This window comes from Paeniglutamicibacter quisquiliarum (genome assembly GCF_019084045.1).
GTDB classification, from domain to species: domain Bacteria; phylum Actinomycetota; class Actinomycetes; order Actinomycetales; family Micrococcaceae; genus Paeniglutamicibacter; species Paeniglutamicibacter quisquiliarum.
The window spans coordinates 1-2,472 of the sequence record NZ_JAHRED010000026.1; the positions used below are offsets into that span (position 1 = coordinate 1).

Below are 2,472 nucleotides of genomic sequence, written 5' to 3' on the forward strand. Positions count from 1 at the left end.
TCAGGGGTCTGGACATGCCCAGCTGCCGGATGAGCCAAAATCGCGGATTTCCGGGAAATCTGTCGGGTGAAAGGCTGTTAATCGCGACCGATTGTCGATATAATTAATGCAACAAACTATTGATGATCGCGGAGGTGGAAAGATGGCTGTGATGACTATGCAACCTCCCCTCCCGTTCGCACCCGTGGCCAACTCGCGACCCATTGGCCAGGCCGTGGCCATGACCGAAAACGAGGATGGCGGCCAGGTCTTCATTTACGGGACCCTGAGCTATGTGTGGGATGCCGGGGACGAGGCCATGCGCCGCATGGTCGCCGTGAGACTCTGGCAAATGAAAGCCGCTGCCGTCGCCGAAGTCGCCTCCGCGTTTGGGATCCTGGAAGACACGCTCTGGAGGTGGAACCGCGCCCTGAAAGATCAGGGAATCACCGCGCTGGCCACTCAGAAACGAGGACCCAAGGGCGGTTCCAAGCTCACCGACGAGGTCATTTCCCTCATCCACCAGCTCAAAAAGAGCGGCCTGGCCAATACGCGCATCGGCCAACAAGTCGGCGTCTCGGAATTCAGTGTCCGCCGCGCACTCACCCTCGTTCCCTCCGGCGATGACGCTCCGGAGCCGGTTCGCGACCTCAGCCCAGCATCACCGGCGGAACCTGCCACGGAACCAGTGCTGGCCGCTCAGGAAAAATTGCCACTTCTCCCGGCCCCGATCGACCGAACCACCGATCGCCTGGCCGTCTCGGTGAACAAAACCGAACTCACTGGCGCCGCCCCGGTCTTCGCACCGGCCGCACGCGTCCCCCTCGCCGGCATGTTATTCGCCTTGCCTGCCTTGGAAATCACCCCACTGTTGGCCAGTGCCGCCCAGACCTTCACCGATCTGTCCCGCAGGTTCTACGGCCTGAACACCATCCTGCTCGAAGGCGTGCTGCGGACTTTGGTCGGGGAACCACTCGCCGAAGGCGCCACCCGCCTGGACCCGACCGCGTTCGGCAGGATCCTCGGGATGGATCGCGCCCCGGAGGTCAAGACGATCCGCCGGCAACACCACGAGCTGGTGGATACCGGCAAGATCCCCGAACTGATGTCACTGATGGCCGTCACCCGCTTCGAGGCGTTGAAATCTTCGGACACCGAATGCCTCGCGGTCCTTTATGTTGACGGGCATACCCGCGCCTATGAGGGCAAGAAGAAGATCGCGAAGATCCACTCCACCCGGATGAAGATGGCAGTGCCGGCCACGGAGGAAACGTGGGTGTCCGCCGCCAACGGGGATCCCTTGTTCATGGTGATGGCCGAGCCCAGTGCTTCCCTGGTTTCGGAGCTGAAGAAGCTCGTGCCCGAGTTGCGGAAGATGATTGGGGATGAGCGGCGGATGCTGGTCGGTTTTGACCGCGGCGGCTGGTCCCCAACACTTTTCGCCCATATGCATGCTGCCGGGTTTGACGTGTTGACCTGGCGCAAGGGCAGCACCCCGGACATTGACGAGTCCTTGTTCTCCCCGGTGACGCATGTTGATGACCATGGCACCAAGAACAGGTGGGAGCGAGTGGCGGATACCGAGGTCGAGGTGCTGCTGAACGCCAAGACCGGTGAAACGATGAGGATGCGGCAGGTCTCCCAAATCGTTCCCCTGACCAAGGGCGAGGGGACCCGCCAAATCCATATCCTCACCACCCTCGATACCCAGAAAACCATGGACACCGCTGAGGTCGTTTATCGCATGGCCGCACGGTGGAGGCAGGAGAACTACTTCCGGTTCGGACGTGAGCGCTTCGCCCTGGACGCCCACGACTCCTACGCCAGCACCGAGGACGACCCGAAGCGTTTGGTGCCGAATCCTGCCAAGGCGAAAGCCAAGCTGGTGTTGCAGAACGCGCGGGCGCAGCGCGATGCTGTCGATAACACCGTGACCGCCACGCTGCTGACGCTGAACACCCCGGAACCGGGCACCAAGGGCATCACGATCACCAACCAGATGCATAACGACATCAATGCACCCCTCATCAGGGCCGAGAACGCGGTGATCGCTGCCGAGGATGCCTATCAGCAGCTGGCGGCACGCGTGCCCCTGGGTGAGGCACGTCCCGGTGCCCAGGTGTTGGACACGGAGATGAAGCGGTTCACGCACATCATCCGCATGGCGGCGTTCAATACCGCGGTCGCCTTGGCTCGGGAGGTTCGGATCAATACCGGCTATAAGCGGGCTGATCGTGAGGCGCACAGCTTGGTGCGAAAGATTTTCACCCAGCCGGGCGATATCGACCCAAGCCTCCCGGGATACTTGACGATCACGTTGGACCCGCTGCCGACCCAGCGGGAAACAGCGGCCGTGAAGGAACTCTGCGAGAGCCTGACCGAAACCCAAACCCGGTACCCGGGCACCGACCTGATCCTGCGATATGGCATCAAGGAACGACTTTGAGATGAGCCAAATTAAATCGGTTCATGCTGTCGATGTCAGGACCCCTG

1 protein-coding gene is annotated in these 2,472 nt (G+C 61.5%); it reads left to right on the forward strand.

Annotated features, from left to right (window positions below; all coding sequences use genetic code 11):
* Positions 1–151: 151 nt before the first annotated feature.
* Positions 152–2,425 (forward strand): putative transposase, encoded by a 2,274-nt coding sequence (locus KRR55_RS20120; protein WP_217391094.1) that lies wholly within the window; start codon positions 152–154, stop codon positions 2,423–2,425.
* Positions 2,426–2,472 lie beyond the last annotated feature (47 nt).